We start from the raw sequence: 21,809 nt of genomic DNA, 5'->3' as shown, positions 1-21,809 counted from the left end.
ATGCCCGCGCGACCGCGCTTCTCATCCTTCTTGTGACAGCCACGGCGGTGAGCGGTGCACCCTCCCGGACACCGGCCCAGAAACTCGGCACGAAACGGGTGTCCGCTCTGACGGGGCAATGCACGCATCTGGCCTTTGCCGGTCGCCTGATTGAGGCGCCCTGCAACGAGCAGGCCTTCGGCACGATCTATCCGAACGGGCGCGTGGCCTTCGCCTTTTCCGTCGATGGCAAATTCACGCTGCAATTCGCGGGCGATGGCGCGCGAAAACAGGCCGTTGGCAGTTTGGGCAGCATGCAGCCGATCGATGCCGTCACCTTCGGGCTGCTGGACACGGGGCCGGGCGGCAGACCCCAGCGGCTGAAGGCGACCGGCAAATGTGTCTATGGCGATGCCTTTTCCGGCGAACCGATCAGGATCGTCTGCGAGGGCGCTACGGCCAAGGGCAAGTTCGAGGTCACCTTCGAAACCGATGGCGACAGCCCCGGCTGAACCGCCTCCCTTCCACCCCACGCGGCCACGCTATGGCCGATGATCCATGGTACGCTTCGAGCCGAAGCCACAGGAATCAGACGTATGGACGATCATCCTTTTATCGACGCACTCGGGATCGCCCGTGGCCTGTCGAAGCTGCTGCGGGAACGCCTTGAGCCGACCGAGGCGACGCAAGTCATTCTGGACCGCGAGGAAGCCGTTCTAGCGCTGGGCGTTATCGATGCCATGGTCGAGCTGGTCGCGCGGGATCAGGCCGCTCAGCCCTAGTTCGGGCGGCCCTTGCGGGAGCCGCGCGGCTTGATTCGCGCCTGTCCGCAATTTGAAAGCAAGGATCGGAGCGCGTCGGATCACCCCTTGCCCTATCCCGGCTGCATCAGCCGAAGGATCAGACTTATGAGCAAGGACAAAGAGCAACTGCACTACGCCATCGGCGATACGCAGCTTGGCACGGTGATCGTCGCCCTGAGCGACCATGGCGTGGCCGCCATCCTGATCGCCGACGATGCAGCCCGCGCCTTGCGGGATCTGCAGGCCGCCTTCCCGGAGGCCGAACCGATCGAAAACATGGCAAAGGCGGGCGATGCGCTAACCTCGGCCATCGCGCTGGTCGACAGGCCGCAGGGCGCGTTCACCCATGCGCTCGATCTGCGCGGCAGCGCGCAGGAGCTGGCCGTCTGGCAGGCGCTGCGGGATATCCCTGCGGGCGAGACGCGCAGCTATGGCCAGTTGGCGAAAACTCTGCCGCTGCCGATGACCGCGCGGGAGGTGGGCGCAGCCTGCGGCGCCAACCGCATCGCCGTCGCCGTACCCTGCCACCGGGTGGTCAAGGCCGATGGCGGCATCTCGGGCTATCGCTGGGGTGTGCCGCGTAAGCGCAGGCTGATCAACATGGAAGGCGTCGCATGAGCGGGCAGCCGGATCTTGCCACGCAGATCGCCGCCTATGACTGGAGCGCCATTGCCGCCAGCCTCGATCAGCAAGGCTGGGCGGTGCTGCCCGGCCTGCTCGATCACGCGGCATGCGATGGGGTGGCGGCGCTCTATGGCCCCACCGCTGCCTTCAGAAGCCATGTTCACATGGCGCGCCATGGTTTCGGCAAGGGCGAGTATCGCTATTTCGCCTATCCGCTGCCGGCGCTGATCGAGGCGGCACGGACCGCGCTCTATCCGCATATCGCGCCGGTGGCCAATGGCTGGCATGCGCGGATGGGGATCGATGTCCGTTTCCCCGCCGATCACGCCAGCTTCCTCCAGCGATGCCACGCAGCCGGGCAGAGGCGGCCCACGCCGTTGCTGCTGCAATATGGCGAGGGCGACTACAATTGCCTGCATCAGGACCTTTATGGCGATCATGTGTTCCCGCTGCAGGTGGCGGTTCTGCTCTCGCAGCCCGGCAAGGACTTCACCGGCGGCGAGTTCGTCCTGACCGAGCAGCGGCCGCGCATGCAGTCGCGCGCGGCGGTGGTGCCGCTGGGCAAGGGGGACGCCGTGCTGTTCGCGGTGAACATCCGCCCGCAGCGCGGCGCGAGGGGTGACTATCGCGTCACAATGCGCCATGGCGTCAGCACGCTGCGATCCGGCAAGCGCCATACGCTGGGGATCATTTTCCACGATGCAGCATGACCTGTTCGCCGACGACCGGCGCGATGTTCATCTTGGACCGGGCGCCGCCATCCTGAGCGGTTTCGCGCTGGACGGCGCCGACGCGCTGATCGCCCATGTCGAGCGCATGGCGGCGCTCTCGCCCTTCCGCCATCTGGAAACCAGAAGCGGCAAGCGCATGTCGGTCGCGATGTTCAACTGCGGCGCGCTGGGCTGGGTGTCGGACCGCTCGGGCTATCGCTATGATCCGATCGATCCCGAGACGGGGAGGGCCTGGCCGCCCCTGCCGCCGCTGTTTCTCGATCTGGCGCGCCGGGCGGCGGGGGCTCTGGGCTTTCACGGATTTGTCCCTGATGCCTGTCTGGTCAACCGTTACGTGCCGGGCGCGCGGCTGTCGCTCCATCAGGATATGGATGAGCAGGATCACAGCGCGCCGATCGTTTCGGTCTCGCTGGGCCTGCCCGCGAGCTTTCTGTGGGGCGGCCACCAACGCGGCGACCGTGCCGTGCGACACCGGCTGGTCCATGGCGATGTTGTGGTGTGGGGCGGGCCCTCGCGGATGATCTTCCACGGCGTGGAGGAACTGCAGGACGGGAACCACCCCGTGACCGGCGCGCTGCGTTACAACCTCACCTTCCGCAAGGCTGGGCCAGCGCAGATAATCCGCCAGGCGATGGGCCATCCATCAAGCTTCAGCCAAGGCTGAAGCTGATGCCATCCTCGCTGTGCCAGTCGAGCGACGGCAGACCTGCTGCCTCGCCGATGCGCTGGAGATAGGCGGCAACATCACCCGCCTTCTCGCCCGCCAGCACGGGGCGGCCGGGCGGCTCGAACCAGATGGGCAGCAGGCCGGCTTCGATCCTGCGGTCCTGATGCCAGAGGATCTGGCCGATCATGCCGTTGACCGCCTCGGGGTGGAAGGGGGCGAGAGGGTAGGCCGGATCGGGCTCGAAGCCGAACATGCGTTTGCGGCGTTCGACCCATTCGGCGCGGGCGGGGTGGTCCTGCGCCGGGGACAGCGCATGGGTGACGACGCAGCCATTGCCCAGCCCATGGAACACCGGCCTGCCCTCGATGATCTCGATGCCGCGCGCGATATGGGCATGATGGCCCACCACCACATCGGCCCCGGCGGCAACGGCGGCGGCGCTCAAGGGGCGCTCATAGGGGGCGAGGGCGGCGGGGCGATGGGTGATGCCCTTGTGGAGCGCGACCACCACCAGATCGGCCTTGCCCTTGGCCGCCGCGACATCGGCCTCCATCAGCGCTTGCGAGGCCGGATCGATGGTCACCAGATCGGCCTGAGGGCGCGAGGGGCTGCCATCCGCAGGCAGGATGCGGATATAGGCGCAGCCGGGCTTGCCCTCCCCCGCCCAGCTCAGTTCCGGCCCGACGCAATTGTAGCTGAGCAGGGCGATGGTCCGTTCGCCTGCCCTGATGAAGCGCGGGGCGCGGGCGGCGTCCAGATCGAGGCCCGCTCCGGCATGGGCGATATGGTTGCGATCCAGCCCGTCCATGGTGTCGGCCAAGCCCTGAGCCCCGCAATCCATCATATGGTTGCCCGCCATGCTGACCGCCGTGACCCCCGCCCGCGCCAGAGCATCGAGATGCGCCGGATCGGCGCCGGGGGCGGGCACGTCTCCGGGCATTTCCTCGGTGCTGGTGGTATAGGGCACCTCCAGATGGCCGATCACCACATCGGCGGCGCGCAATGTGGGCGCAAGGCCCGAAAGCCAGTGATCGGCATCGGGCACATCGAGGATCAGATCGCCCAGCAGCAGGATTTTGGTCGCGGTCATTCAGATCACCTTGTCAGATCACCCCGGCGGCGCGCAGGGCGGCGATGGCGGCCTCGTCCATGCCCAGCTCGGTCAGAATGGCATCGCTGTCCTGGCCCAATGTCGGGACGGCGAGGGGACGGCTGTCCCCGGGAAAATCGGGGCCGAGGCCGGGGCCGAGAATGTCGAGCGGCCGCTCCTGCCCCGGAAGGCTGGCCTGATGCAGCAGGCCGCGCCGGGCGATATGGGGATGGGACAGAATATCGCCGATCTCGCCAATCCGGGCGGCGGGCACGCCGGCGGCGGCCAGGGTTGCATCCAGCGCCTCGGCATCGTGGAGCAGCATCTGCGCCGTCAGCCAGCCCTTGAGATCGGCGTAATGCGTCACGCGTGCGGCATGGGTGGCGAAGCGCTCATCCGCGATCAGGTGAGGATGGCCCAGCGCGGCAAACAGCGCGGCGATCTGGTGCTGGTGATTGGCCCCCAGTGCGATCCAGCCGGTGCGGCAGGCGTAATACTCCGCCGTCGCCACCAGACGAAAGCCGCGATTGCCGGTCCCCTTGGGCGCCTGCCCCGTATAGGACCAGACCGAGGCCGCCGAGCCCATGATTTTCAGCGCGGCATCGATCATCGCCACATCCAGACGCTCGCCCTGGCCTGTCAGCTCGCGGCGGCGCAGCGCGGCCAGCACGCCGATCACGCCGAGATAGCCGGTAAAGCTGTCCACCACCGGAATGCCGATTTTCAGCGGGCCTTCGGGCGTGGCATTCATCATCGCCATGCCCGAGGTGGCCTGAGCGATATGGTCATAGGCCCCGCGATCCTTGAGCGGGCCGTCCTGCCCGAAGCCCGAAAGCGACAGATAGATCAGGCTTGCATGGCAGGAGCGGAGGGACTCGAACCCCAGTCCCAGCCTGTCCATCACGCCGGGACGGAAGTTCTCGACCAGAACATCGGCCTTTTGGGCCAGATCGCGGGCAATGGCCAGTCCCTCTGGCGCCTTGAGATCAAGCGTGAGCGAGCGTTTGCCCGCATTGACCGCCGCAAAGGGGATCGACATGCCGGGCAGCCCGGCATGTTCGGTGTAGTGGCGGAAGTCGTCGCCCTTGCCCGGCGGTTCGACCTTGATGATCTGGGCGCCCAGTTGCGCCAGCATCTGCGTGGCGGTGGGCCCCGCGATGGCATGGGTGAAATCCAGCACCCTGATCCCGTCGAGGGGCATCATGCGGCGTCTCCCGGTATGGCAGGATCGAAGCCCAGTTCGTGCAGGATCGCCGCTGTGTCCGCGCCGGGCAGGGCGGCGGGGCGGGGCGGGACACTGGGCGTGTCCTTGAGGATAAAGGGCAAGGCGAGCTGGGTGACCGGCGCCTGACCGGGCAGCGGCACCTCCACGACCCGCCCGCGCGCGCGGTGATGCCGATGGGCGACCGCCTGAGCCGGGGTGAGGACGGGCATGGCCTGCGTATCGGCCTGCGCCAGCAATTCCACCCATGCATCGCGCGAGCAGGTGGCGATGATGGCGGCAATCTCGGCCTGCATCTGCGGGTGGAGATCGGTGCGGTGTTGCAGGGCGCCCAGATCATCACGCCCGATGGCGGCGCAGAAGCGTTGCCAATAGCGCGGCTCCATATCGGTGGTGCACAGATACTGCCCATCGGCGCAGAGCCACAATCCGCCCTTGGGATGCCACGCGCCCGGCTGGGGCATGGCATCCAGATCGTCGTGGCGACCCATCGAGACAGCCAGCAGCGGCAGGCAGGCATCGCTCATGGCGACATCGACATGCTGGCCTTTGCCTGTACGCTCACGGGCTTGCAGGGCGAGCAGCAGGGCGATGGTGGCATGGGCGCCCGTCAGCACATCGGCCACCTGCAGGCCCGGCAGCGAAGGTGTTGGCAGGCCGTTCAGCCGGGATAATGCCCCCGCCAGTGCCAAAGCCGCAGGATCATGCCCGGCCCGCTGCGCGCAAGGCCCTGTCTGCCCGGCAAAGCTGACCGAAAGGTAGATCAGGCGCGGATTGAGCGCCAGCATTGCCTCCACGCCATAGCCCATGGAGGCCAGCACGCCGGGGCGGTAATCCTCGATCAGCACGTCAGCTTTGGCGATCAGCTTTTCGAGGATCGGGCGCGATTGTTCGTGGCCCGGATCGATCTTCAGGCTGCGCTTGTTGCGGGTGTAGCTGGGGCGGGCGCGGCGGCGCAGGGCGGCGGCCTGATCGGCATCATCGCCGAACATGGCGGCCTGTTTGGCCAGTTCGCGCGGGTGCTCGACGCGGATCACATCGGCGCCCATGTCGGCGGCTACCCAACCGGCATATGCCCCCGGCAGAAACCGGCTGAAATCGACAATGGAGAGGCCGGTGAGCGCACTCATGCCGGTGCCAGCCTCTGGGCCGAGCGTTCGGCGGCCGGGCCTTCGATAAAGGCGGTGATCGCCGCATCGGTGGCGGCGGCATCCTCGCCCTCGCGGTTGAAATTGTCGGTGGTGAGTTGCAGCACCGGATAGCCTGCCGCCTGAAGCGCGCGCACCACAAAGGGATCGGCATCCGACAGGGCCACCACGCCGTCCACTGCGTGGGTGTCGGCCTCATGCACATACCATGGGCCAGCCCATGTCGGCATGCGCAGCTCATCGCCCATGGTGATGCAGCGTGAGGCCAGCGCGCGCAAAGGATCGCGCCCGCCCGACAGATCGCGGATATAGCCGTCCGCCGCCAGCGCCAGATACATCGACCAGACGAAGACCGCGCCATGGCTCTCCTCCCATTTCTGGTAGAAGCCCATATCGCTCCACAAGCCGCGCCCCAGCCAGAGCAGGCGGATTTTTTCATGCGCGCAAGCCGCGAGACCGGCATCGACGCGGGCCTTCACCTCCTCATAGAAGGCGCGTGCGGCGTTGCGCGCCCAGACCGTGCCGCGATGCCATTGCGGCACCATGGTGGCGGGCATGGAATCGACCACGCCGATCGGCGCGGGCACGGTGCGGGCGACCAGATCGCGGGTGGCGCGGTAATAGCCCTCCTGCTCGTTCACCAGATCCATCACGGCGCGGAATTTTTGCGCGTCGAAGCGGCGCCCGGTGGCCTGTTCGAGGCTGGCGATCACCGCGCGCAGTTCTTCCGTCATCAGATCGATGCGCTCTTCTTCCAGCGCGCTGTCCCATTGGTCGGGCAGGCGGCGCCACCAGTCGCTGTAGAGGTCCGGGCGCGGGTCGCTGGTCTTTTCGTAGACGAAGGTCTGCGCGCCGCTTTCCCGGCCCCAGTTGGCGAAGATCTTCGCGGTCGGCTCGGAGGAGGCGACGGCATGCAGGAAATCCGGGTGAGGCAGGCCGCCCCACGGGGCGTTGTCCGCGTCCTCATCGAAATGGGCGGCGAGGCCCTGGGCGGAATAGGCCTCCACATCGGAAGGATAGTGATGCGCGCGCAGCAGGCCCTGATAGCGGCGCGATTGCTGCTTGGCCGCCACGATCGAGGCCCACCACTGGTTGACCACAAAGGGAATATCCAGCGCGCGCAGGATCTCCTGAGGGGCATTGGCATTGACCATGGCAAAGGGGCTGCCATCGGCCACAGCCGCGCGGATGCCGGCAAACCAGTCGCGCTGATAGGCGTTGAAGCTGGCCACCGAGGTCAGCGACTTGCGGCTGCGCGGCGGGGGAGGTGACGCAGCGCGTGGGGCTTTGGGCGCGGTTTGCGGCTTGGTGGGGGCCGGTTCGCTGCGCAGGGCGGCGGCCAGTTTGTCGCCACCATGGGCCGGGCAGCGGATGGTGGTGAAGGGGACATTGGGCACAGCCTTGCGCAGGGCGGCGATATCCCATGGTGCGGCCTCATCGCCGCCGATGGCGATATGGAGGATGGCCTCGGGCCGGGTCGCTTGTGTCAGGGTGGCGAGGCGGGCGGCTGGGGCGCCGCTGTCTTCCACCAGCGGGGGGATGGGGCCGTGCGGGAAACGGACGCCCCAAGGGTGATCCTCGCCGACGATCAGATGGCCTTGGGCCTCGATGGCACGGTAGATGGTGTCGTTTTCATGCGGCGTGCCGCAGACCAGCACACGCTTGCCCGGCAGGATGGGGGCATCGGGCAGGGTGGCCAGCAGGGTTTCGAGCGCTGCGATATGCTGGGCGGGCGGCAGGATAGCGGCGCTGGCGATGATGGTCAGCGCATCGCTGCCCGACAGGCGCCCGGCGGCGCGGTATGGGGCAAGGGCGTCGATCAGCACGGTCTGGCGGGCGAGCAGGCTTGCGATTTCGGCCAGATGTTCGGGCGCATGGCCGCCCAGAGCGATCAGCCAACCCTGCAATTGGGCCAGTCGCTTGGCGCTGTAGGCCTGCGAGGAAGGCCGATCCATATGCAGCAGGTCGAGGAAATGGATATGCTTGGGCGTCGGTTCGCCTTGACGCGCCAGTTCACGCAAGGCGGCGTAGAGCCCGGCCTGTTCGCTGTCGGCGGCGGTGATGAGGATTGGGGTTTCGGCCAGTGCCTCGTCCAGCAGGATCTCCAGCAGGGCGCGTCCGCGTGGGCTCATGGCGGTGGTGCCCATGATGGCGTCGGCGCGCGGGGTCTGCTCCATGATGGGGGCGACCAGACGCATGGGCTGGAAGCCGCAGGCCAGCAGCAGCGCGCGCGGAGCATCGAAGCCCAGTGTGCGGATCACGCGGGCGCCGGGCTCCGGTTGGGCGAGGAAGGGCGCGATCACAGCACGCCGTCGCTTTTCAGGCGGGCCATGTCGGTGTCGGAATAGCCCAGCAGCTCGCGGTAGATCGCGTCATTGTGCTGGCCGATGCTGACGGGCAGCGCATCGTCAAAGCCGGTGGTGGCCGCCGAAAACTGAATCGGCACGCCCGAGGTGCGCAGATCGACCGTCGAGCCATAGGTGGGGTGCTCCACCGCCATGGTTTCGTGGCGCTCGACGACGCGGGGGTCGACCAGCGCGTCTTCCGGATGACGCACCGGGGCGACGGGGACGCCGCGTTCCTCCAGCGCGGAGACCACCTGCGCCACCGGCAAAGTGCGGCTCCAGGCGTTGATGCGGGCTTCCAGCACTTCGGCATTGGCGACGCGGGCGTCGCGGTTGCAGAAGCGGGGGTCCTGCGCGAGGTCCGGCTCACCCATGGCGGCGAAGAGGCCGCGTGCGAGAGGCTCATGCACCGCCACCACCGCGACATAGCCATCGGCGCATTCGAACACGCCGAAGGGCGAGAGGCGTTGCACCGTTAATCCCGTGCGCGCCTCCATCCCGGCGGCGGCCATGGCCGACCAGTTCTCGATCGCCACGAAGGAGGTGAGGGCGCCCAGCATGGAAACGTCCACATGCTGGCCCTCGCCGGTGCGATGGCGCTGCTCGATGGCGGCCAGGATGCCGATCACGGTGAAGACCGGGGCCAGCATATCGGCGATGGGGATGCCGATGCGCACGGGGGGATGGCCGGGTTCTCCGCTGGTGAACATCGCGCCCGACAGCGCCTGAATGATCACATCCATCGCCTTGCCCGAATGGTTGTTGGCGCCAAAACCCGAGAGCGAGGCGAAGACCACGCCGGGGTTGATCGCCTTGCAGGCCTCATACCCCACGCCGAGGCGGTCGGCGGTGCCGGCGGTGAAATTCTCGACCACGATGTCCGCCTTGGCCACCAGATCCATAAAGACCTTCTTGCCTTCAGGGTGCTTGAGGTTGAGCGAGACGCCATATTTGCCGCGCGCGCGGGTGAGGTGCGACAGCGAGATATCGTCCTCATGCGCCCGTTCGACCAGAATGCCGTCGCGGCCCAGATAGGGGCTGTTCTCGCGGGCGAGATCACCGCCATGGGGTTCCTCGACCTTGATGACCTTGGCGCCAAGGCCCGCCAGCAGCAGCGTGGCATAGGGCCCGGCCAGAGCGCGGGTGAGGTCGATGACGGTGAGGCCTTCGAGGGGGCGGGTTTGCGGAGCGGTCATCGGGCGGGTTCCTTGGAAGGGGCGGCGCAGTTGGCTGTGCCATGCGCGATAAGGGATTGGGCGGCGCGGAAGACGGGCTCTCCATCGATGCCGAAGCGGGACAGGTCGCGCGCTTGGCTGAGGGCGAAACGGTTGTAGAGGTCGTCGAAACGCGCCTGATCGGCTGCGGGCAGGGGGATCACCTCGACGTGATGGGCATGCGCGAAGTCGAAACCGGCTTGCTCGGCATGCGCGTTCTGGGTGTTGAGCTGGGCTTCCCACCAGGGCTTGGAGTCGGCCAGCAGCTTTTGCAGATCGGCGGGCAGGCGGCGCCACGCCAGATCGGACATGGCACGGGCCGGATAGCCGCCCCGGCTCAGGCGCAGGGTGGTGTAGTGGTGCGCCACCTCGGCGAAATGCAGGCTCTTGATCGTATCGGCTGGGGCGACCACGCCGTCGATCACGCCCTTGGCCAGAGCGGAATAGACGTCCGCCATCGGCATGTTCACCGGATCGGCGCCCAGCGCGCGCAAAGTGTCGATGCTGTCGGTCTGGGCGCGCAGGCGCAGGCCCTTCAAATCGGCCAGCGTGTGGACGGGCTTGTCGCGGGTGATCAGGCCGGGGAAATTGCCCGCCTGCACCGCCAGCACATGCAGGCCGGCCAGCTCCTGATTGTACTGCGGGAAGCGGGCGGCGAGGCAGTCATAGACCGCGACCTGCTGCTCCATGGTGTTGACGCCGCCGTAAAAGCCGGCCTGCGTGCGCTGTAGATGGACGCCGCCGCGCGTGTAGATCGGGGTGATCAGGCCGATATCGGCAAGGCCATGGCGGATTTCGCTGATGCTCATGGAGGAGGAGATCAGCGCGCCCGACCAGAAGGGTTTGAAGGCGATGCGCCCGCCGCTGGCCTGCTCCACATGCTTCATCCAGGCGATGTCGGCCTTGCTGAAGGGATGGGTGGGCGGATAGGGGCTGGCGTAGGTCAGCGTGTATTCGGCGTGATGCTCGGGTTTGGGCGAGCAGGCGGCGAGCAAAGCGCAGACGGCCAGGGTGATGATCTTGCGCATGGGTCAGGCTCCCACGACCGAGGGCAGCCACAGCGCCATCTGGGGAAGCGCGATCAGGCAGGCCAGATGCAGGAAATCGGCGACAAGGAAGGGGATCACCCCGCGAAAGATCGTGCCCAGCGACAGATCCTTGGCCACCCCCTGCAGCACATAGATGTTGAGTCCAAGCGGCGGGTGGACAAAGCCCAGCTCCATGGTGCGCACCAGAAAGATGCCGAACCAAATCGGGCTGTAGCCCAGCGTATGGGCAATCGGCAGGAAGATCGGCGTGGTCAGCAGCATCAGCGCCACGCCATCCAGGAAGCTGCCCAGCAGCAGCAGCACGGCGGCCATGGCGACGATGGCCAGCACAGGGCTGGCATGCAGGCCGATGACGGCGTTCGACATCGCCTCGGTGATGCCGCTGATCGAGACGAAGGTGGCAAACAGCATGGCGCCGATGATCACCAGATAGATCATGCCCGCCGTGCGCAGGGTGGATTTTGCGGCGTTGCCCAGTGCGCCCAGCGAAAATGCCCCGCGCAGCGTCAGGATCACCAGAGCGGCCACCACGCCGACCGAGGCCGCCTCGGTCGGCGTGAACCAGCCGATCATCAGCCCGCCCAGCACGAAGAGGATCAGCAGCGCGATGTCCGCGATCTTGGTGAGGGCGCGCAGGCGCTCGCTCCATGGCGCGCGGGCGATGGCTGGCGCCAGTTCGGGCTTCAGGGCGCAAAGGATGATGATGGTGGCCAGATAGCTGATGGCCTGGGTTGCCACCGGGATCAGCGAGGCGGCAAACAGCTTGCCGATGGATTGCTCGGCAATGATGCCAAAGACGATCAGCGCGCCCGAGGGCGGCACCAGCGAACCCAAAGTGCCGCCTGCGGCCAGAGCGCCCGCCGCGAAACCGGGCTTGTAACCGGCCTTGCGCATTTCGGGCAAAGCGACCGAGCTGATCGTGGCAACGGTGGCCAGCGACGACCCGCTGATCGCGCCAAACCCGGCGCAGCCCGCGATGGAGGCCAGCGCCAGCCCGCCGCGCCGATGGCCGACGAATTTGGCGGCGACCTCGAAGAAATCGCGGCTGGCCCCGGCGGCAAAGCAGATATGCGCCATCAGCAGGAACAGCGGCAGCACGCCCAGTTCATATTTGGACATCATGTCGAAGGAGGTGACGGCGCCCTTGGTCAGCGCTGCTTCTGGCGAGATCAGCACGGCCATGCCGCCCAGCCCGACCAGCGCCAGCCCGACGCCGATGGGCACGCCTGCTGCCAGCAGAACAAGCAGAAGCGCGACGCCGCAGGCGCCGATCAGTTCGGGGGGGATCATGCGTCGGCCCCCCCAGAAACCGGGGCGATGGCGCGGCGCAGGAACAGGGCGGCAATGGCGATGGTGGTCAGCAGCCACAGGGCGCGCAGCCAGCGCAGCGGGATATGCAGCAATTCGGTCTGCTCGAAGCCGTTCCAGAGTTCGGCGTTGAGGCGCGCCGTGCCCAGAGCCAGCAGGATAAACAGCAGCGCGCCAAACAAAGCCGCGACTCGCGCCAGGCGCCCGGCGTTGACCGGCGAAAGGCGCGCCGTCAGCATATGCACGCTGGCATGATGGAAATCCAGGGTGGCCACCAGCATCGCAGAGGTGGAGAGCAGCACGATGGCCGCCTCGGTGATCTCGATCGAGCCGAGCAGATGCAGGCCGATATGGCGCCCCGCCACGGCAATCGCGTCCGAGCCTGCCGCCAGAACCAGCCCCAATGCGCCGGGCGTATAGGCGGCCAGCATTGCCGTGCGGCTCCCCCATGAGACAGGGCGTGATGGAGCAGGGCTGTCGGGCGCGATAGGGCCGGCCTCGCTTGGGGGCATGATGTCCTCTTTCCCTTCTGGCGCTCTGTGGCGCATTGTGCTGGCGGGCGGCGTTGACAGTCTGACCGCCAAGGCGTCTAATACCCCTATCCAGTAGATGGTAGATTAGGAAGATAATTGATGATGTCAACCAATTTGCAGCCGGAGCATGTCCATGGCCAGTAAGGTGGCCGGCAGCGGCAGGCCGGTGCAAACCCGTGCTGTGGAGAGCGCCACGGGCGTAAAGCTGGGGCGCTTGGGCGATTTTGTCGGCTTCCGTCTGCGCCGCGTGCAGAATCAGCTCTCGCGCGATTTCGCGGCGGTGACGGCGGAGCGTGGGCTGCGCTCGGGCCTGTTTTCATCGCTGGCTTTGATTTCGGCGAATCCGGGCCTGTCGCAGGCCGAATTGTCGCGGGAAATCGCCATGGACAAGTCGGTCACGGTCACGCTGGTCGATGAGATGGAGCGGCGCGGCTGGGCCGAGCGCAAGCGTTCCCCCACCGACCGGCGGCGCCATGCGCTGTTCGTCACGGCGGAGGGCGAGGCGCAGTTGGAAGAGATGTTCGCGCTGGTCAGTGAGACGGAAAATGCCGTTTTGCATCAGCTTTCTCCGGCGGAATTGCTGCTGCTCAGCGAGTTGCTCGATCGCATGTATGCGGTCTGTGTGGCGGAGGATGGTGGGGAGTCAGCAAAATAGGTGATAAAAAATAAGGTTGACTCATTCCACCATTATCAGCATCTTCCCCGGCAGAAGCAGAGTACAGTGCCGATAGGCTGAAAGCGGCCGTCGGGAGAGGATGTTCATAAGGGGGTGCTCAAGGCCCCCGCTACCCTCGTGCTGTCCATCTGCGCGTGCATGCATTGCAAGCGGGAGGATAATCATGAACATAACCGCGTTTCGGGCCGCAGCCCTGATGAGTTCCGCTCTGGCGCTGACCCTGATCGCGCCTGTGGCCCATGCCCAGGATCAGGGCGCGACTCCGGGTGCCGCGGCAACTCCGGCAGCCCCGGAGACTCACGCTGACGCCGACATCATCGTGACCGGCAGCCGGGTGCGCGGGGTTGCTCCGATCGGTTCGCCGGTGGTGGCGATGAGCAATGCCGATATCGCCCAGGCCGGCCGCGTGACCTTGCAGCAGGCCATTCAGGATCTGCCGCAAGTGTTCAATCTGGGCGTTTCGGAAGGATCGCGCGGCCAGACGGGCGGCGCGGGCAACATTGTTTATGGCAATTCGATCAATCTGCGCGGCATCGGCCCCAATGCCACGCTGATCATCGTCGATGGCCATCGGGTGACCAACAATGGTCGCTCGATCGACCCCTCGATCCTGCCGACTTTGGGTGTGGAGCGGGTGGAAGTGGTGGCCGACGGCGCCTCGGCCATCTATGGGTCGGATGCGGTGGCGGGCGTGGTCAACCTCATCCCGCGCCGCAATTTCAACGGTCTGGAGATGGTGGCGCGCGGCGGTATTTCCGATGATGGCGTCTACAGCGAAAAGACGCTGGGCGCCGCTTTCGGCCACAAGTTCAACCATGGCCAGTTCACCCTGGCCTATGAGCATGTCGAAAAGAGCAATCTCAACGGAAATGACCGCAGCTTCTTCCGTTCGAACCAGCTCAGTTCGGGCGGTAACAATTATTCGGTGACGAAATGCGCGCCCGGTACGCTGAAAGCAGGCGGCGTTTCCTATGCCATGCCGGGGCAACTGACTCAGGCCAATGCCGGAAGTCTGGTCGCGGGCACGTCGAACTCTTGCAACGATCTGCAGGGGCAGGATCTGATCCCGCGCCAGCGCTATGACAGCATGAACGGCACCTTCGATTACGCCATCAACGACTGGCTGAGCTTCACCGCTGACGGCTTCTACTCCTATCGCGCCTTCCAGCGCCTGCCCGCTTTCGCCAATGCCACGATCACCGTGCCCTCGACCAACGCCTTTTTCGTGCGTCCGGCGGGCTTTACCGGCAGCAGCTACACCATCGACTATAACTTCATGAATGATAGCCAGCGCAACATGAGCTGGGGCCATTCGGAAAGCTGGCAGATCTCGCCGGGCATCAAGGTGAAACTGCCCCATGGCTGGCAGTTCGAGGCGCTGTTCGACAAAGGACGCACCTATGACATCTCAAGCTCCACAGCGGGGCTGAACAACACCGCGCTGACCGCAGCGCTGGCCAGCGGCAATGCCGCCACCGCCTTCGATCCCTATGGGCTGGGGCGCACCTCCGCCGCGACGCTGGCCGGGATTTTCAATCAGGTCTCGATCAACCCCACCATCGGCCGCTTCACCGGTTATGAGGCGCGGCTCAACGGCTCGCTGCTGCATCTGGCGGCGGGCGATGTGAAGCTGGCGCTGGGCTATGAGGGGCAGCAGTTCGACATGTCGCTGGGCACGCAGAACGGCGTGCCGGGCACCGCCTATCGCTGGACCAATCCGGGCCGCCGCGTCGATTCCGCCTATGCCGAACTGGTGGTGCCGGTCTTCGGCGCGGCCAATGCCATCCCCGGCCTGCGCAAGCTGGAACTGGACGGCGCGGTGCGTTACGACAAATATTCCGATGTGGGCGCCACCACCAATCCCAAATTCGGCGTCAACTGGTCGCCCATCGAGCGCATGACGGTGCGTGGCAGCTATGGCACCAGCTTCCGCGCGCCGACCCTGCCGCAGATCTATGGCAACACCAGCCAGCTTTACGTGCAGAGCTATCAGAACCCCACGGGCGGCGCGCCGATCACTGGTGTGGCACTCTCGGGCGGCAATCAGGGGCTGAAGCCGGAGACGGCCAGCACCTGGTCGGTGGGCGCAGATTACAATCCGGTGCGCAATCTGCGCCTGTCGCTCACCTACTGGAATGTGGATTACAAGAACCAGGTGATCGCGCTGCTGTCAGACCTTTCGGTGCTGACGCGCGCGGCGCAGTACAATGGCACCGGGTTGATCGTGCAGGGCGCGCAAGCCTCGCAGATCGTGGCCAATTACATCGCCGGGGGCATGGCGGTGTCAGGCGCTCTGCCGGGGGGCAGCGCGGCCAATGTCACCACCTTCATCGATGGGCGCAGCCAGAATCTGGGCCGTTCGATCACGCGCGGTTTCGACTTTTCCGCCAATTATCTGCTCCCCACAGACAAGGCTGGCACCTTCACCTTCAATCTGGCCGGCACCTATCTCACGCAATATCTCTCCCAGCAGACGCCGAGCGCGCCCTTCCTCAGCCTGCTCAACCAGATCTATCAGCCGCTGAAATTCAAGGCGCGGCTCAGCGTCAACTGGGATATCGGGCGCTTTTCGGCGATGGTGCGGGCCAATCATCTGGGCGGCTATGCCAACACGGCGGCCAACCCCGTGCAGAAGGTGGCCAGCTATACGCCGATCGACCTCAACCTGAGCTTCCGCGTGGGTGACAGGGACAAGCCCTTTACGCTGGGGCTGGAGGTGCGCAATCTGTTCGATGCCAATCCGCCCTATGTCAACATCGCGCCTAGCTCGAACGGCGGCGGCGGCTATGATGCCACGGCGACGGATCCGGTAGGCCGCCTGATCGCTGTGTCCGCAAGGAAGAAGTTCTGATGCGCGTGCCTCTCAAGCTCTGTGCCAGCCTTGCCGCTCTGGTTGCTGTGATGGGCGCGGGGGAGGCTTTGGCCCAGCCCGCCGCTCCCGCCTTGCAGGCGGCGGCAGCGCCCGCCAGCTTCGGCCATTATCAGCCCCCCAAGCAGTTTACCGAGCAGGTGCACTCCACCTTCTATGTCCGTCTGCGCGATGGCACGCGGCTGGGGGTGACGGTGGCGCGCCCGGCAGTCAATGGACAGGCGGCGCCGGGCAAATTTCCGGTGATCTGGCACCATACGCTGTCCGCCACGCAGGAGGCTGCCGATGGCACCGGCCCGCGCGCGGCGGGGTTCCGCTCGATCCCTTCGCTCACCGATTATGGCTATGTGGTGGTGCAGGTGGCGCGGCGCGGCAATGGCCAGTCCTTCGGCACGATGCGCGGCTATCATGAGCGCAACGAGGACGCCGACGCCTATGAGATGATCGACTGGCTGGGCACGCAGGAGTGGTCCAACGGCATCGTGGGCCAATATGGCTGCTCCAACACGGGGGACGCCGCGATGCATGCGTTGACGGGGGACAATCCGCATTTGAAGGCGGTGTTTGCCGGGTGCTTCTCCTGGAACAAGTATGACGCCATGCGCCGGGGCGGCATCTTCGCCCAATGGGGCACGGGGCCCACGCGCACGGTGGCGCAGGATATGGCCATCGCCCCGGTCGATGAGGACAAGGACAAGGTCCTGCTGCATGCCGCCGCGCTGGAGCATCAACGCGCCACGCCGCTGTTCGAGCTGTGGAAGTCCATGCCCTATCGCGACAGTTGGGCGCCTTCGGTGCAGTCCACCTTCTGGCAGGAAGGCAGCGTGTCCTCCTATGCGCAGCAGGTGAGGCGTTCGGGCACGCCGCTCTACATCATGGGCGGCTGGCGCGATGAGCTGCGCGATCAGGGTCTGATCGCCCGCATGAACATCCCCGGCACGCGTATCCTGATCGGTGACTGGCTGCATTGCCAGAATGACGGCTTTGCGCTGGTCGAGGAAATCCATCGCTTCTTCGACCGCTATCTGAAGGGCATCGACACGGGTCTGGAGGCTCAGGCGCCGATCCATTATTTCGTGGTGAACGCGGGCGCCGATCACAAGGGCGAATGGCGCGAGGCGAAGGACTGGCCCCTGCCGCAGAGCAAGGAAACGCCCTATGTCATCACCCCCGCCGGGCTGCTGGCGGGCACGGCGCCTGCAAAACCGCTGCATCAGGCCTTCCCGGTCGATTACACCGTGACCTGCCCCGAGGGTGGCTCGGGCTCGACGGTGCAGCCGTGCCATTTGCCGGGCAAGGGGCTTTCCATCGCGGGCAAACCCCTGACCGCGCCGCTGGAAATCACCGGCCATGCGCTGGCCGATGTCTGGATCGCCGCCGACACCAAAGACGCCAACCTGTTCCTGCTGCTGGAAGATGTGGCGCCCGATGGCCATGTCCGCGTCGTGACCGAGGGGCGGTTGAAGGCCTCCCTGCGCAAGCTGGACAAGGCCCCCTGGGCGCTGCCCGGCCTGCCCTGGCACCGCGCTTATACCGAGGACGCGCAACCTCTGACGCCGAACGAGCCGACGCGCCTGCAGTTCGACATCATGCCCACGTCCTATGTGTTTCTGCCGGGCCACAAGGTGCAGTTCACCTTCACCGGATCGGACCACCGTGAACGTGCGCGCGATCCGGAGGCGCAGCCCAAGACGATCATGCTGATCAGCGATAGCGCGCATCCTTCCACCGTCAGCCTGCCGGTGGTGGCGCATTGATCCTTTCCGGGCCGGGGGCACCACGCTTCCCGGCCCGCTTTCTGTGAGATGATGACGATGACCATCTTCACCCGTACCCTGCTGGCAGGCCTGTCGCTGGCCTGCGCGCTTCCCGCCCATGCTGAAGGCGCTCACTGGGGGCAGAAGCTTCCCGAAACGGCGAACTCGCATATCTTCGCTCCGATCGCGCTGCCCGGCTCGGCGGATGATGAGGCGCTGAAAAAGGCCGATTATGTGCAGGAGGAGTATCTCCTCTCCGGCACTGGCAACATCTATGCCGAGGGCCCCCAAGGCGGCCCGATCAGCGTGGCCAAGAGCGGCGTGCCCTACACCACCCGCGTGGTGATCGTGCGCCCGCGCGATCCCAAAAAATTCAACGGCATCGTGCAATTCGCCTTCCAGCACCCCAGCCTGGCCGGCACGCAATGGGGAAGGATCGACACGCTGGTGCTGCGCACGGGCTCTGCCTATGCGGTGGTCATCAACGGCGGCGACGCGCCAAGCCGCAAGCTGGGATCGCCCGAATTTCCGGTCTCGGCGCCCTATCTGCCGCGCTGGTACGATCCCGTCCGCTACAAGGCCTTTAACGTCCCCGAGGATGACGGCATCCGCTGGGACATCATCGGCCAGACCGCCCGCCTGCTGCGCGATCCCGGCAGCACCGGGCCGCTGGCGGGGCTGAAGGTGAGGCGCGTCTATGTCTCGGGCTGGTCTTTCCTTGGCAGCACGATCCGCAGCTGGATCAACTTCGGCTTCCATGACCGCTATCGCCGCAAGGATGGCTCGCCGGTGATCGACGGCTATCTGATCGGCATTTCGGCGGGATCGGTCGAGGCGGGGCATGTGCCGCTCAACTCCACCGGGCCGCATGTCGATCATCGCCATGACATGCTGCGCCAGATCGATGTGCCGGTCATCGAACTCACTTCATCGATGGAGGCGATCACCAATGTCTTCCCCCAGGCGCCCGAGAGCGATGCGGTAAAAGGCGGCCATCGCATCTATGAGCTGGGCGGGGTTAGCCATCTGGATCAGGGCACGCATGCCCAGTTCAAGCCCGCCACGGAGCAATTGATCGCCCGTCATCACCCTGCCGCCAAGGAGGCGCCGGTCTGCACCGTGGAGGACACCGATGTGCCGATGCGCGATGTGGCGCAGGCGGCGATGGCCAACATCGACCAATGGGTCAGCACCGGCAAGGCGCCGCCGCACACCAGCCGCATGCAGGTCAAGCCGGACGGCAAGGATTATGTGCGCGACGCTTTCGGCAATCCGCTTGGCGGGGTGCGGGTGGCGCAACTCGATGTACCGCTGGTGACCTATGCCGAAGCGCCCGCCTCGGCCTGCGGCGGGGTGGTGCCGATCCGCAATTTGAAGCGCCTGCCGGTCGATCCGGCGCTGCTGGCCAAAACCTATCCCGGCGGCAAGGGGGAGTATCTCGCCAAATTCGATGCGCGGCTGGCGCAATTGCAGGCGCAGGGCTGGTTGCTAGCCCCCGATGCGCAGGAAGAGGGCGCACGAGCGCGCGGCTATGCCGATCAGGCTTTCGGTAGAAGCGCACCGTGACCGGGTGGGGGGGGATGGCTTCGTCATCCCCCCTTTCGCTGCGTGGGCCAGCACGGGTGTCAGGCGGATGGCCCCATGCGCTCCCACCCCGGTTCCGAAAGCTCAGACCGTGACAACGACCTTGCCGACCTGCGCGTTGGATTCCAGAAAACGTGTGGCTTCGCGGATCTGGTCGAAGGGGAAGGTCCGAGCGATCAGGGGCTTCAATTGCCCTGTCGCAAGACCTTCACCGATGAACGCTTTGGCACGCTCGAGAACGGCGTCATCGCCCACCACCTCGGTGTAGAGATAGCCTTTCAGTGTCAGGCTCTTGCCCAGCACGGTGAAGAGCGGAAAAGGCGTGGGCTCGCTGCTGAGCGCACCATATTCCAGCAGAATGCCGCCCCGCGCCATGGCCTGCGTCAGCGGTTCGAAGGATGGCCCGCCGACCGGATCGAACACCACGCGGGCCCCATGGCCGCCTGTGATCTCCAGCACGCGGGCGGCCAGATCCTCCTCTTCGGTGGCGATGACATGGTGCGCGCCGGCGTCCAGCAAGGCCTGCGCCTTGGCCGAGGTGCGGGTGGTCGCGATCACCGTCGCCCCGACCATGCGCGCCACCTGAAAAGCGGCGATGCCGACGCTGCTCGATGCGGCGGTGACGATCACATGATCCCCCGCGCCCAGCCTGGCCTGCTCGACCAGGGCGCCCCAGGCCGTGACATATTGCATCCAGACGGCAGCGGCCTCCTCGAAGGAGAGGTTGGCCGGATGGCTGACCACATGGCGTGCGGGCACATTGATCACCTCGCCATAGGTGCCCCAGCGGGCAATGTCCTGCGTCGGGATCACGCTGACCGCATCGCCGAGGGTCAGGCCCGACACGCCCTCGCCCAGAGCCGCGACGGTTCCGGCGGCCTCATAGCCAAGGCGACTGGGGAACTGCGCCTGCTGCAAATAGGCGTTGCGGCGAAACATCACCTCGGCCCGGTTGAGGCCGATGGCGCGCACGGCGATCTGCACCTCGCCGGGGCCGGGAGGGGGCACGGCGATATCCTCGATCTGCAGGACTTCGGCTTCGCCATAGGCGTGGATGCGGACGATACGGGGTGTGGGGCGGTTCATGCGATGCTCCTTTTCCCGCTGCGATGCGGGCTGTGCGGGAGATGTACGCAGGGGCATCGTGGTTCAGAAGATAGCAATACGGCAGCATATTGTTATGGCTATGGGTAGCAATAGGGGCTGTTTATGGATTTCCTCCGTCTTGCGCGTATCTTTGTCGCGGTGGTCGATCAGGGCAGCTTTGCGCGTGCGGGCGGCGCTCTGGCGATGGCGCGTCCCAATGTGACCAAGGCGATCAATGAGCTGGAGGCGCAGCTCGGGGCCCGCCTGCTGCACCGGACCACGCGCCGCCTGAGCCTGACCGGCGAAGGCGAGCTGTTCTACCAGCGTGTCGCGGGGCTGATCGCTCAAGAGGCCGATATCCGCAATCTCTTCGGCGGGGCGAGCGAGCGGCCCAAGGGGCGGTTGCGGATCGATATGCCGGTTGCCGTCGGGCGTTCGCTGTTGATCCCGCATCTGACCGGTTTCCGCGCCGCCTATCCAGACATCGAGCTGATCCTGGGCGTCAGCGACCATCAGGTCGATCTGCTGGCGGAGGGCGTGGATGTTGTTCTGCGTCTGGGGCCGCTGCCGGCGAGCAGCCTGATCGCGCGGCATATTGCTGATCTGACCATGATCGCTTGCGCCTCACCGGACTATCTGGCCCGTCATGGCATGCCGCGCGGCATGGAGGATCTGGCCGCTCACCGCGCCGTCACCTATTTTTCGGGGCGGGGGCGGCAGGTGCAGGATTGGCATTGGTTGCAGGATGGTGTGCCGCGCGTCTTTCGGCCCACCCCCGCTTTGCTGGTCAACGACACCGAGGCCTTTATCGAATGCGCGGTGCAGGGGCATGGCATGATCCTGGTCGGCGGTGCCAGCGTGCAGAGTCAGATGGCCTCGGGGGCTTTGCAGCGCATTCTGGCGCAGGTGGCGTTCTGCCCGCTGCCGTTGTCGGTGATGTACCCCGATCGCCAATATCTGGCCCCTCAGACGCGCGCCTTTATCGATTGGGCCATCGCCTGCTTCGACACGATTGACAGCCCATGGATCAAGGCGATCTGACTTTGATGCTGATCCGGCCCGGTAGAATCCGGGCGCGTTCAGCGTGCTCGGCGAGCCGCCACCAAGTTTGACCCCCGACCGGA

Annotated in this window: 19 protein-coding genes; 10 read left to right on the top strand and 9 right to left on the bottom strand. The window is 66.0% G+C overall.

The genetic code is table 11. From position 1 onward, the window contains the following. Window positions 1–98: 98 nt before the first annotated feature. From ABDW49_RS27115 to alkB, 5 genes are all read left to right on the top strand, one after another. A complete protein-coding gene (locus tag ABDW49_RS27115) occupies window positions 99–491 on the top strand; it encodes a hypothetical protein (protein WP_343616911.1) in 393 nt (130 codons plus the stop codon). A gap of 84 nt (window positions 492–575) precedes the next feature. Then, window positions 576–761, top strand: coding sequence for a hypothetical protein (locus ABDW49_RS27110; protein WP_343616909.1), 186 nt, complete (start codon window positions 576–578; stop codon window positions 759–761). A gap of 126 nt (window positions 762–887) precedes the next feature. Continuing rightward, entirely contained in the window at window positions 888–1,400 is a 513-nt protein-coding gene (locus ABDW49_RS27105; protein ID WP_343616907.1) for a methylated-DNA--[protein]-cysteine S-methyltransferase, read from the top strand. Then, on the top strand, window positions 1,397–2,116 hold the full coding sequence (locus ABDW49_RS27100; RefSeq protein ID WP_343616905.1) for a 2OG-Fe(II) oxygenase: 720 nt from the start codon (window positions 1,397–1,399) through the stop codon (window positions 2,114–2,116). The genes ABDW49_RS27105 and ABDW49_RS27100 overlap by 4 nt, the downstream gene beginning before the upstream one ends. Next, window positions 2,106–2,801, top strand: coding sequence for a DNA oxidative demethylase AlkB (gene alkB / locus ABDW49_RS27095; RefSeq protein ID WP_343616903.1), 696 nt, complete (start codon window positions 2,106–2,108; stop codon window positions 2,799–2,801). The genes ABDW49_RS27100 and alkB overlap by 11 nt, the downstream gene beginning before the upstream one ends. Here alkB and ABDW49_RS27090 read toward each other — a convergent pair. Genes ABDW49_RS27090 through ABDW49_RS27055 form a run of 8 tightly spaced genes read right to left on the bottom strand, consistent with a single transcriptional unit; the run spans window position 2,788 to window position 12,692 of the window. Then, window positions 2,788–3,894: a CapA family protein gene (locus tag ABDW49_RS27090; protein ID WP_343616901.1), complete on the bottom strand. Its 1,107-nt coding sequence runs from the start codon at window positions 3,892–3,894 to the stop codon at window positions 2,788–2,790. The genes alkB and ABDW49_RS27090 overlap by 14 nt on opposite strands. Window positions 3,895–3,907: 13 nt before the next feature. Further along, window positions 3,908–5,098, bottom strand: a complete 1,191-nt coding sequence (locus tag ABDW49_RS27085) for a CoA transferase (protein ID WP_343616900.1) — start codon at window positions 5,096–5,098, stop codon at window positions 3,908–3,910. Next, window positions 5,095–6,246, bottom strand: coding sequence for a CoA transferase (locus ABDW49_RS27080; protein ID WP_343616899.1), 1,152 nt, complete (start codon window positions 6,244–6,246; stop codon window positions 5,095–5,097). Before ABDW49_RS27080 ends, ABDW49_RS27085 begins: the two co-directional genes overlap by 4 nt. After that, a complete protein-coding gene (locus tag ABDW49_RS27075) occupies window positions 6,243–8,567 on the bottom strand; it encodes a 2-hydroxyacyl-CoA dehydratase family protein (RefSeq protein ID WP_343616897.1) in 2,325 nt (774 codons plus the stop codon). The genes ABDW49_RS27080 and ABDW49_RS27075 overlap by 4 nt, the downstream gene beginning before the upstream one ends. Further along, window positions 8,564–9,805: a CaiB/BaiF CoA-transferase family protein gene (locus ABDW49_RS27070; RefSeq protein ID WP_343616895.1), complete on the bottom strand. Its 1,242-nt coding sequence runs from the start codon at window positions 9,803–9,805 to the stop codon at window positions 8,564–8,566. The genes ABDW49_RS27075 and ABDW49_RS27070 overlap by 4 nt, the downstream gene beginning before the upstream one ends. Next, window positions 9,802–10,851 (bottom strand): TRAP transporter substrate-binding protein DctP, encoded by a 1,050-nt coding sequence (gene dctP, locus ABDW49_RS27065; protein WP_343616893.1) that lies wholly within the window; start codon window positions 10,849–10,851, stop codon window positions 9,802–9,804. The genes ABDW49_RS27070 and dctP overlap by 4 nt, the downstream gene beginning before the upstream one ends. Window positions 10,852–10,854: 3 nt before the next feature. Beyond that, window positions 10,855–12,162, bottom strand: coding sequence for a TRAP transporter large permease (locus ABDW49_RS27060; RefSeq protein WP_343616891.1), 1,308 nt, complete (start codon window positions 12,160–12,162; stop codon window positions 10,855–10,857). After that, the gene (locus tag ABDW49_RS27055; RefSeq protein WP_343616889.1) at window positions 12,159–12,692 is read right to left on the bottom strand and encodes a TRAP transporter small permease subunit; all 534 of its coding nucleotides are present in this window, start codon (window positions 12,690–12,692) and stop codon (window positions 12,159–12,161) included. The genes ABDW49_RS27060 and ABDW49_RS27055 overlap by 4 nt, the downstream gene beginning before the upstream one ends. Before the next feature lie 154 nt (window positions 12,693–12,846). On the opposite strand from ABDW49_RS27055, the gene ABDW49_RS27050 reads away from it, so the two are divergent. The 4 genes from ABDW49_RS27050 (at window position 12,847) to ABDW49_RS27035 (ending at window position 19,581) form a co-directional block, all read left to right on the top strand. Then, on the top strand, window positions 12,847–13,368 hold the full coding sequence (locus ABDW49_RS27050) for a MarR family transcriptional regulator (protein WP_343616887.1): 522 nt from the start codon (window positions 12,847–12,849) through the stop codon (window positions 13,366–13,368). Window positions 13,369–13,552: 184 nt separating this feature from the next. Further along, window positions 13,553–16,240, top strand: a complete 2,688-nt coding sequence (locus ABDW49_RS27045; protein ID WP_343616884.1) for a TonB-dependent receptor — start codon at window positions 13,553–13,555, stop codon at window positions 16,238–16,240. After that, window positions 16,240–18,015: a CocE/NonD family hydrolase gene (locus ABDW49_RS27040; protein WP_343616882.1), complete on the top strand. Its 1,776-nt coding sequence runs from the start codon at window positions 16,240–16,242 to the stop codon at window positions 18,013–18,015. Before ABDW49_RS27045 ends, ABDW49_RS27040 begins: the two co-directional genes overlap by 1 nt. A 57-nt stretch (window positions 18,016–18,072) precedes the next feature. Next, window positions 18,073–19,581 carry an alpha/beta hydrolase domain-containing protein gene (locus ABDW49_RS27035; protein WP_343616880.1) on the top strand — a complete coding sequence of 503 codons (1,509 nt, stop codon included), beginning with the start codon at window positions 18,073–18,075 and terminating at the stop codon, window positions 19,579–19,581. Between the two features lie 102 nt (window positions 19,582–19,683). On the opposite strand, the gene ABDW49_RS27030 is transcribed toward ABDW49_RS27035, so the two are convergent. Then, window positions 19,684–20,685, bottom strand: coding sequence for a zinc-dependent alcohol dehydrogenase family protein (locus ABDW49_RS27030; RefSeq protein WP_343616878.1), 1,002 nt, complete (start codon window positions 20,683–20,685; stop codon window positions 19,684–19,686). A 123-nt stretch (window positions 20,686–20,808) separates the two neighbouring features. Here ABDW49_RS27030 and ABDW49_RS27025 point away from each other — a divergent pair, with 123 nt between their 5' ends. Next, complete coding sequence (locus tag ABDW49_RS27025) at window positions 20,809–21,726, top strand: LysR family transcriptional regulator (RefSeq protein ID WP_343616876.1); 918 nt, start codon at window positions 20,809–20,811, stop codon at window positions 21,724–21,726. Window positions 21,727–21,809 lie beyond the last annotated feature (83 nt).

The organism is Novosphingobium sp. (genome assembly GCF_039595395.1).
Taxonomy (GTDB): Bacteria; Pseudomonadota; Alphaproteobacteria; order Sphingomonadales; family Sphingomonadaceae; genus Novosphingobium.
This window is presented reverse-complemented; position numbering and strand designations above follow the sequence as displayed.

Bases quoted from the DNA above. Each gene is read 5' to 3' on its own strand.
- ABDW49_RS27110 (WP_343616909.1), top strand. From the start codon at position 576: ATGGACGATCATCCTTTTATCGACGCACTCGGGATCGCCCGTGGCCTG.
- ABDW49_RS27105 (WP_343616907.1), top strand. From the start codon at position 888: ATGAGCAAGGACAAAGAGCAACTGCACTACGCCATCGGCGATACGCAG.
- ABDW49_RS27100 (WP_343616905.1), top strand. From the start codon at position 1,397: ATGAGCGGGCAGCCGGATCTTGCCACGCAGATCGCCGCCTATGACTGG.
- alkB (WP_343616903.1), top strand. From the start codon at position 2,106: ATGCAGCATGACCTGTTCGCCGACGACCGGCGCGATGTTCATCTTGGA.
- ABDW49_RS27090 (WP_343616901.1), bottom strand. From the start codon at position 3,894: ATGACCGCGACCAAAATCCTGCTGCTGGGCGATCTGATCCTCGATGTG.
- ABDW49_RS27085 (WP_343616900.1), bottom strand. From the start codon at position 5,098: ATGATGCCCCTCGACGGGATCAGGGTGCTGGATTTCACCCATGCCATC.
- ABDW49_RS27080 (WP_343616899.1), bottom strand. From the start codon at position 6,246: ATGAGTGCGCTCACCGGCCTCTCCATTGTCGATTTCAGCCGGTTTCTG.
- ABDW49_RS27070 (WP_343616895.1), bottom strand. From the start codon at position 9,805: ATGACCGCTCCGCAAACCCGCCCCCTCGAAGGCCTCACCGTCATCGAC.
- dctP (WP_343616893.1), bottom strand. From the start codon at position 10,851: ATGCGCAAGATCATCACCCTGGCCGTCTGCGCTTTGCTCGCCGCCTGC.
- ABDW49_RS27060 (WP_343616891.1), bottom strand. From the start codon at position 12,162: ATGATCCCCCCCGAACTGATCGGCGCCTGCGGCGTCGCGCTTCTGCTT.
- ABDW49_RS27055 (WP_343616889.1), bottom strand. From the start codon at position 12,692: ATGCCCCCAAGCGAGGCCGGCCCTATCGCGCCCGACAGCCCTGCTCCA.
- ABDW49_RS27050 (WP_343616887.1), top strand. From the start codon at position 12,847: ATGGCCAGTAAGGTGGCCGGCAGCGGCAGGCCGGTGCAAACCCGTGCT.
- ABDW49_RS27045 (WP_343616884.1), top strand. From the start codon at position 13,553: ATGAACATAACCGCGTTTCGGGCCGCAGCCCTGATGAGTTCCGCTCTG.
- ABDW49_RS27040 (WP_343616882.1), top strand. From the start codon at position 16,240: ATGCGCGTGCCTCTCAAGCTCTGTGCCAGCCTTGCCGCTCTGGTTGCT.
- ABDW49_RS27035 (WP_343616880.1), top strand. From the start codon at position 18,073: ATGACCATCTTCACCCGTACCCTGCTGGCAGGCCTGTCGCTGGCCTGC.
- ABDW49_RS27030 (WP_343616878.1), bottom strand. From the start codon at position 20,685: ATGAACCGCCCCACACCCCGTATCGTCCGCATCCACGCCTATGGCGAA.
- ABDW49_RS27025 (WP_343616876.1), top strand. From the start codon at position 20,809: ATGGATTTCCTCCGTCTTGCGCGTATCTTTGTCGCGGTGGTCGATCAG.